This is a genomic window from Leisingera sp. ABD4_442 (genome assembly GCF_056160905.1).
This window is the reverse complement of record NZ_JBSWYB010000020.1, coordinates 66,653-74,158: the sequence shown is the minus strand read 5'-3', so window position 1 is coordinate 74,158 and position 7,506 is coordinate 66,653. Positions and strand designations below refer to the sequence as shown.

The following is a 7,506-nucleotide window of genomic DNA, read 5'->3' as shown; positions in this document are numbered from 1 at the left end:
CCCCCCCCCCCCCCCCCCCCCCCCTCCCCCCCCCCCCCCCCCCCCCCCCCCACCCCCCCCCGCCACGCCCAACTGTGACGGGCTTTTTCCAAAAGTCCGCGAACAGGCGGGAGCCCTAGCTCACTCGCCAGCGGAAGCAGCCTGCGCACCCTCTTCCATCTCCGCCAGCCAGCCGTTGATCCGCTCCTTGTTGGCGCCGAGGTCAGACCGGCCAAAGCGCAGCCGCGCATAGACTTTCAGCAGATCACCGTCCTGCGCCGCAGTGGTGTAGTCGGGAAACCCCAAAAGCTGCGTGCGGGTGATATAGGTCGCCATCCCGTCCGCGGGCCCGCCCGCCAGCACGCTGGTGCGCGGAGCGGTGCTGGCGATCCGGTGGAACCGCTCCAGCCCATCCGGCCCGGTGCGCACCACCCGGAACACGCCGCCGCGGAATTCCTTGTCCTCGGTGAACTCCGGCTGGGTGTTCCAATCCAGCGGATCGCTCGGCGCCAGCCGGATGAACCCCAGCCCGGCGACCACAGCGGCCAGCAGAACCCAGCCGAACAGCATCAGCCGCCTCATTGCGGTTTCAAGGTCAAACCTTGCCTCCTCCTCCCTGCGCGCGGCCCTCCCCCGGCCTGCAGCTCAGGCCGGACCGCTTATCTCGTTGCCACGCCCGGCAGCACGCACAACAGCTCATAGAGCAGGTTGGCGCCCACCAGGGCGGTGTTGCCCGAGGGATCATAAGGCGGCGACACCTCCACCAGGTCGCAGCCCACGATATTGACCCCCTTCAGCGCCCGGATCAGCTCCAGCGCCTGCGGCGTGGTCAGCCCGCCGATTTCCGGCGTGCCGGTGCCCGGCGCATAGGCCGGGTCCAGACTATCGATATCATAGGACACATAGACCGGCCTATTGCCGATATCGCGGCGAATTTCCGCACCCATCTGATGCAGCTGCCGACCCCACAGCTCCTGTGCCGGGAAGTGCTGAAAACCCCAGCTTTGCGCCTCGGAGAAATCGGTGGCGGCATAGCCGGTGCCGCGGATGCCAATCTGATAGGTCTTGTCCGGAACAATCAGCCCTTCCTCATAAGCGCGGCGGAACACGGTGCCATGGGTCTCGCGCTCGCCGAACATCTCGTCGTTCACATCCGCATGGGCATCCACATGCACCAGCGCCACGGGGCCGTATTTGGCCGCAACCGCCCGCAGGATCGGCAGGGTGATCGAATGATCGCCGCCCATCGCCACCGGGATCACCCCGCCCGACAGAATCGCCTCATAGCTTTCCTGGATGATCCGCAGCGATTCCTTCAGCGAAAACGTATTGATCGCCAGATCGCCAATATCGGCAATGTTCAGACTGTCAAACGGCGCTGCACCGGTGGCCATGTTATAGGGCCGCAGCATCGCGCTCTCGGCGCGGATCTGCTTGGGCCCGAACCGCGTGCCTGAGCGCCAGGAGGTGCCGATATCCATTGGCACGCCCACAACTGCAACATCCAAGCCGTCCAGCGAAGTCGCCTGCGGCAGCCGCATAAAGGTGTTCGGCCCGGAGAACCGGGCCAGGTCATTTCCGCTGATCGGTTGATTGAAGTCAGTCATTGTCTCTCATGTTCCAGCCCAGAAGGCAGATGATCTCCGTCGCCACATGCGCCCCGGCAATAGCAGTTGCGCCGGTTGTGTCAAAGGGGGGAGAGACCTCCACCACGTCGCCGCCCTTGATATTGATGCCGGCAATCTCCCGCAGGATGCGCGAGGCCTGCGCCGAGGTGAGCCCGCCCCACACAGGTGTGCCGGTGCCGGGCGCATAGGCCGGGTCCAGGCAGTCGATGTCAAAGGTGAGGTATGCGGGCCGGTCGCCCAGGATCGCCTTGATCCGTTTGGCGGTCTCAACCGGGCCGATTTCATGCACCGTCGGCGCGTCGATGATGTTGACGCCCAGCGTGTCCTCATTGGTGGTGCGGATCCCCACCTGGACTGATGTCGCCGGATCCACGATCCCCGATTTCAGCGCCTTATAGAACATGGTGCCATGGTCGACCCGCTCCATGTTGTCGTCCGGCCAGGTGTCGGTATGGGCGTCAAACTGCAGCAGTGAGATGGGGCCGTATTTCTCGGCATAGGCCTTCAAAATGGGAAAGCTGATGTAGTGATCGCCGCCCAGCACGACAGAGGCCGTATCACGTGCCAGAATGCCCCGGATATGCTCGGTCAGCGCACCGGGAAACTCCGGCACATTGGCATGATCAAATGCCAGGTCGCCATAGTCCGCAATCGCCAGCGTGCTGAGAGGAGCATGCGGCCAGCCATAGGGTTCATCCGGGCTCTGCAGGGTGGAGGCCTCGCGGATCGCCCGCGGCCCCAGCCGGGTGCCGGGCCGGTTGGTCACCGCCTGGTCAAAAGGCACGCCGGTTACGGCAATATCCACCCCTGTCAGATCCTTGGTGTACTTGCGACGCAGGAAAGACGTCGCGCCGCCAAAGGTGATCTCAAAACTCAGCCCCTTCAGGTCCTCGCGAGTAAAGGCGTGGTCGATCATGTGTTTTGCGTCTTCCAGAGCCATGGTTCTATGCTTCCCTGTTATGCGTCAATTAATTTGATCAAATAACGCAACCGCGCGCCATTGTCACCCGTCCCCGCCTCCTCAGCCAACTGGCTGCGCCCGCTCCACCAGCCGTGCAAAGAACGACGCGCCCACCGGGGCAATCCCATCGTTGAAATCATATTTCGGATGGTGCAGCCCGGCGGTATCGCCCTGGCCAATAAACAGATAAGATCCGGGCCGCGCCTGCAGCATATAGGCAAAATCCTCGGCCCCCATCTCGCGGCCGCCCTCCGGTTCGACATTATCCCCGCCCGCGATTTCCCGGGCAACCTCAACTGCGAAACCGGTTTTCTCCGCATCATTGATGGTGGCGGGATAGCCGATCTCATAATCCAGCTCCGCCTCGACGCCATAGCTCGCCGCCTGCCCGGCAACGATTTCCTTCATCCGCCGCATCACCATCTTCTGCACCTCCGGATTGAAGGTGCGCACGGTACCGTTGATATAGGCAGTGTCCGGGATCACGTTGTCGACGGTGCCCGTGTGAATCTGAGTGACAGAGACCACCAGATCCTCCAGCGTGTGATGATTTCGGCTGACGATGGTCTGGATCGCCTGGGCCATACCGCAGGCCGCCATCACCGGATCGCGGGTTTCATGCGGCATCGCCCCGTGGCCGCCCTTGCCCTGAATATGGATGTGGAATGTATCCACCGCCGCCATCAGCGCGCCCGGGGTGGTCAAGAAATGCCCCTCCGGCAGGCCCGGCGCATTGTGCAGCGCATAGACCTCGCCGATACCGAACCGCTCCATGATGCCTTCCTCGACCATGATGCGGGCACCGCCGATCGCCTCCTCAGCCGGCTGAAAGATCAGCGCAACCCGGCCCGAGAAGTTGCGCGTCTCCGCCAGATACTTTGCCGCCCCCAAAAGCATCGTGGTGTGCCCGTCATGGCCGCAGGCATGCATATTGCCCGCGTGGCCGGAGGCATAGTCCGCCCCGGTTTCCTCCGGAATCGGCAGCGCATCCATATCGGCGCGCAGGCCAATCGTTGGCCCCTCGCCCTGCCCGTTGATAATCGCCACCATACCGGTCTGCGCGATGCCTTCATGCAGCTCATCCACACAGAACTCCCGCAGCCGCTCCGCCACAAAGGCCGCCGTCTTGGGCAAGTCCAGCGCCAGTTCCGGGATCTGGTGCAGATGCCGCCGCCAGGCCTTCATCTCTTCGGCATAATCGGCAATACGGTTCACAACGGGCATCGGGGTGGACTCCTGCTCCAGACTCGGGATGATGCATCTGACACCGGAAAAAGAGCAGCCGCAATGCAAGAAACAGACCTGATCCACGACCGGACCGCCGGCATCGAGCGCCTCCTGGAAATCATGGCGCGCCTGCGCGATCCCAAAACCGGCTGCCCCTGGGACATCGAACAGGATTTCGCCAGTATCGCCCCCTATACCATTGAAGAAGCGTATGAAGTTGCCGACGCCATCGAACGCGAGGCCTGGGAGGAGCTGAGGGGAGAGCTGGGCGATTTGCTGTTCCAATCCGTCTTCCACGCCCGGATGGCTGAGGAAGCCGGGCATTTCACCTTTCAGGACGTTGTCCAGACCATGTCGGACAAGATGGTCTCGCGCCACCCGCACGTGTTCGGCAATGAGTCCCGCGAAAAATCCGCCGAACAGCAAACCCAGGATTGGGAGGCGATCAAGGCTGCAGAACGCGCAGGCAAGGAACAAAAGGGCACTCTGGACGGTGTCGCCATCGGCCTGCCCGCACTGCTGCGCGCTTACAAGCTGCAGAAACGCGCCGCCCGGGTCGGCTTTGACTGGCCATCAGCCGACAATGTCATCGCCAAGATCACCGAGGAATGCGCCGAACTGGTGGAGGCCCGCGACACACTCTCCCATGCGGAAGTGGAGGAAGAATTCGGCGACCTGCTTTTTGTGATGGCCAACCTGGGCCGCCATCTGGGAGTAGAACCCGAAGCCGCCCTGCGCGCCGCCAATGCCAAGTTCACCCGCCGCTTCGAAGGCGTCGAGGCCAAGCTCGCCGCCCGCGGCAAACGCCCGGAAGACAGCGACCTGGCCGAAATGGACGCGCTCTGGGACCAAGTAAAAGCTGACGAGAGCGCCTGACGGCCCACCCTCCTTCATCTTGCCTTAAATACTCAAATCCCGGCGGCGCAGCCAACGGGCAGCGGGGTTAGGGTCAGGATGCAGCGGGCGCCCGGACCCGGCAATTCCCACCCGCACAGAGTGAGCCATTGATGCGCCACTGGTTCGGGCACAATGGCGAACGCCTTTGCCTGGCCATCTCCCGCGAAAACAGGCCTTCGCTCTGACTGGCCTCGCTCCCATTGCACACGGCAGCGGCGCACTGAAAGGCAAGCGCATTACCGGCGGCGGGACGGCGAGTTCTGCGGCTGGTGATGTTCCAGGCCGCTAACGTTGCCCGCCATCGCAATCCGGTCCTGAAAATCTTCGCCGACCGGCTTCGCGATGCAGGCAAACCTCACAAAGTCATTATCACGGCCGCCGCTCGCAAACTCGACACACCCGCCAGCGCGCTCGTCAAAGCCTGTCAGACAGGGGTTGCCCACAGCGCCTGAGAAACACAGTTGCTAGACCAGCTTTGCCTTTTTCAAGGAGGATGAGATCGCCTTGTAATCCTCGATGATCTTTTCCTTCTTCGCCAACTCTTTCCACAGCTTCTCGGCCGTCTTCTTGTCATCGGCAGCAACGTTGACCATCACGTCTTTCAGTTTTTTCACATCGGTGATGCCCAGCAGCTTGGCCGCCTTCTTGGGATCCCCCATGCCGTTTTCGGCGACGTATTTCTTGTATTCATCGCTGCCAGTGAAGCCCATCACATCCTTGTTCAGCATCTTCACGACCTCTTCCTTGCCGGTCGCGATGATCTTCTTCCAGCCGCTGTTCTTGAAATCACCCTTTTCCGCCAGCACCTTGGCCGCATTATAGGTCTTGGAGGTGATATTAACCGGCTCCTTGCCCTTCTTCTGGTCCATATAGCGGGCCCACAGCGATTCCGGGTTGCCCTTGTTCTGGGTGAACATGAACTCGTTCAGACAATAGCGCCGCTTGCAGTAGTCCATGTAGGCGGCTGTCATCTTCTTGTCCTTCAGGATATCGCCGACAACTTTGGGTTCTTTGGGCATCTGGTCTATTCCTCATTCAAATCAAAAACCTGCGTGTCCGGACAAACCACCGCGCACCAATACCGCCCCAAGCCGGGCCAAGCTGAAAACCGCTGCGCAACCGGGCCATCCCGCCCTGGTGACGCTGCGTAAGAAAACCATAGAAAGCAAACGCCACGGCGGCAAACTTCCGTCGCAGAAAATCTCCCGAAATTTGCACGGACCTGTGCCGCAGCGGTTCAATCCCGCTGCAACAGCGCGTAATCTCGTGGTTCACGACGTGCGGAGACTGCCATGAGCGCCAGGAAAATCATCATCGACACCGATCCGGGCCAGGATGATGCCGTTGCCATCCTGCTGGCGCTGGCCAGCCCGCAGGAACTGGATCTGCTGGGCATCACCTGCGCTGCCGGCAATGTGCCCCTGGAGCTCACCAGCAAGAACGTCCGCATCGTCTGCGAGGCCGCGGGCAAGACGGATGTCCCCGTCTACGCAGGCAGCAAGGCGCCGCTGGCGCGCCCGCTGATCACCGCCGAACACGTGCATGGCCAGACCGGCCTTGACGGGCCGGACCTGTGGGAGCCGCAAATGCCGCTGGCCGAAGGGCACGGCGTCGACTTCATCATCGAAACCCTGCGCCGCGAGGCGCCAGGCACGGTCACCCTCTGCACCCTGGGCCCGCTCACCAACATCGCCGCCGCTTTTAATACCGCTCCCGACATAATCGAGCGGGTGCAGGAAATCGTGATGATGGGTGGCGCCTATTTCGAGGTGGGCAACATCACCCCGGCGGCTGAGTTCAACATTTACGTCGACCTGGAAGCCGCTGAAATCGTTTTCAGATCCGGCGCGCCCCTGACCGTGTTGCCGCTGGATGCGACGCATAAGGTGCTGGCCACCAGGCCGCGCGTAGACGCGATCCGCGCCCTTGATACCCGGGTCGGCCATTTCACCGCCGAAATGCTCGATTTCTTCGAACGCTTCGATGTGGAGAAATACGGCTCCGACGGCGGCCCGCTGCATGATCCCTGCGTCATCGCCTGGCTCTTGCAGCCCAGCCTGTTCTCCGGCCGCCACGTGAACGTCGAGATTGAAACCAAATCGGACCTCACCCTCGGCATGACTGTTGCTGACTGGTGGGGCGTCACCGGCCGCACACCCAATGCAATGTTCATCGGCGACGCCGACGCGGACGGCTTCTTCACCCTCCTGACCGAAAGGCTCGCCCGCCTATGAGCGCCGCCCTGCATCTCGCCAAACCCGAACATCTGGACCGGGTGCTGGCCCTGGTTGCCGCCTTCCACGCCGAATCCGGCCTCGACACCACGGACGCGCATCGCCAAGCTGGGATTGAGCCGCTGCTGAACGGCCACCCCTACGGCGCCGTCTACCTGATCGGCCCCACCCGCGCGCCAATTGGCTATATCGTCATAACCTTCGGCTGGTCGGTGGAATTCGGCGGCATGGACGGCTTTGTGGATGAACTGTACATCCGCCCCGCCGTGCGCGGCCGCGGCATTGCCACCGAAGTGCTGACTGAACTGCCCAAAACCCTGGCTTCAGCCGGGATGCGCGCACTGCACCTGGAGGTCGACCGCGATAACGAGACCGCTCAGCGGCTCTACCAGCGCACCCGCTTCAAGCCGCGCAGCAACTACATCCTGATGACTAAGGAAATGCTGCCCTGAAGGCACAGTGCACCCTGCGCCCTCAGGCCGGCCCTCCCCCCGAAAGGCCGGTATCCAAACCTATCTTCCGTCAGGCGGGGCTGCAGCAGTCACCGTATTGGCGCACGACGGCCAGGCAGACCAATGAC

The 7,506-nt window shown here is 62.4% G+C and carries 8 protein-coding genes; 3 read left to right on the top strand and 5 right to left on the bottom strand.

Annotated features, from left to right (window positions below; translation table 11 throughout):
* Positions 1-120: 120 nt before the first annotated feature.
* The 4 genes from ACXAHG_RS15170 to ACXAHG_RS15155 all read right to left on the bottom strand — a co-directional run bounded on the left by ACXAHG_RS15170 (position 121) and on the right by ACXAHG_RS15155 (position 3,792).
* Entirely contained in the window at positions 121-561 is a 441-nt protein-coding gene (locus tag ACXAHG_RS15170; protein WP_475058583.1) for a DUF1499 domain-containing protein, read from the bottom strand.
* 77 nt (positions 562-638) lie between these two features.
* Positions 639-1,586: an agmatinase gene (gene speB, locus ACXAHG_RS15165; RefSeq protein ID WP_475058580.1), complete on the bottom strand. Its 948-nt coding sequence runs from the start codon at positions 1,584-1,586 to the stop codon at positions 639-641.
* Complete coding sequence (gene speB / locus ACXAHG_RS15160; protein WP_475058578.1) at positions 1,579-2,547, bottom strand: agmatinase; 969 nt, start codon at positions 2,545-2,547, stop codon at positions 1,579-1,581. Before speB (ACXAHG_RS15160) ends, speB (ACXAHG_RS15165) begins: the two co-directional genes overlap by 8 nt.
* Positions 2,548-2,628: 81 nt before the next feature.
* Positions 2,629-3,792, bottom strand: coding sequence for a M20 aminoacylase family protein (locus tag ACXAHG_RS15155; RefSeq protein ID WP_475058576.1), 1,164 nt, complete (start codon positions 3,790-3,792; stop codon positions 2,629-2,631).
* Between the two features lie 63 nt (positions 3,793-3,855).
* On the opposite strand from ACXAHG_RS15155, the gene mazG reads away from it, so the two are divergent.
* Positions 3,856-4,671, top strand: coding sequence for a nucleoside triphosphate pyrophosphohydrolase (gene mazG, locus ACXAHG_RS15150; protein ID WP_475058573.1), 816 nt, complete (start codon positions 3,856-3,858; stop codon positions 4,669-4,671).
* A 485-nt stretch (positions 4,672-5,156) separates the two neighbouring features.
* Here mazG and ACXAHG_RS15145 read toward each other — a convergent pair whose 3' ends face one another.
* Complete coding sequence (locus ACXAHG_RS15145) at positions 5,157-5,711, bottom strand: hypothetical protein (RefSeq protein ID WP_475043669.1); 555 nt, start codon at positions 5,709-5,711, stop codon at positions 5,157-5,159.
* Between the two features lie 273 nt (positions 5,712-5,984).
* Between ACXAHG_RS15145 and ACXAHG_RS15140 the strand changes: the two genes are divergently transcribed.
* Together ACXAHG_RS15140 and ACXAHG_RS15135 are read left to right on the top strand one after the other, a co-directional pair.
* Positions 5,985-6,926 (top strand): nucleoside hydrolase, encoded by a 942-nt coding sequence (locus tag ACXAHG_RS15140; RefSeq protein WP_475058571.1) that lies wholly within the window; start codon positions 5,985-5,987, stop codon positions 6,924-6,926.
* Complete coding sequence (locus ACXAHG_RS15135) at positions 6,923-7,378, top strand: GNAT family N-acetyltransferase (RefSeq protein WP_475043673.1); 456 nt, start codon at positions 6,923-6,925, stop codon at positions 7,376-7,378. Before ACXAHG_RS15140 ends, ACXAHG_RS15135 begins: the two co-directional genes overlap by 4 nt.
* Positions 7,379-7,506 lie beyond the last annotated feature (128 nt).

What these genes read in the sequence shown, in the direction of transcription:
- ACXAHG_RS15170 (WP_475058583.1), bottom strand. Translation starts at nt 561, where the DNA reads ATGAGGCGGCTGATGCTGTTCGGCTGGGTTCTGCTGGCCGCTGTGGTC.
- speB (WP_475058580.1), bottom strand. Translation starts at nt 1,586, where the DNA reads ATGACTGACTTCAATCAACCGATCAGCGGAAATGACCTGGCCCGGTTC.
- speB (WP_475058578.1), bottom strand. Translation starts at nt 2,547, where the DNA reads ATGGCTCTGGAAGACGCAAAACACATGATCGACCACGCCTTTACTCGC.
- ACXAHG_RS15155 (WP_475058576.1), bottom strand. Translation starts at nt 3,792, where the DNA reads ATGCCCGTTGTGAACCGTATTGCCGATTATGCCGAAGAGATGAAGGCC.
- mazG (WP_475058573.1), top strand. Translation starts at nt 3,856, where the DNA reads ATGCAAGAAACAGACCTGATCCACGACCGGACCGCCGGCATCGAGCGC.
- ACXAHG_RS15145 (WP_475043669.1), bottom strand. Translation starts at nt 5,711, where the DNA reads ATGCCCAAAGAACCCAAAGTTGTCGGCGATATCCTGAAGGACAAGAAG.
- ACXAHG_RS15140 (WP_475058571.1), top strand. Translation starts at nt 5,985, where the DNA reads ATGAGCGCCAGGAAAATCATCATCGACACCGATCCGGGCCAGGATGAT.
- ACXAHG_RS15135 (WP_475043673.1), top strand. Translation starts at nt 6,923, where the DNA reads ATGAGCGCCGCCCTGCATCTCGCCAAACCCGAACATCTGGACCGGGTG.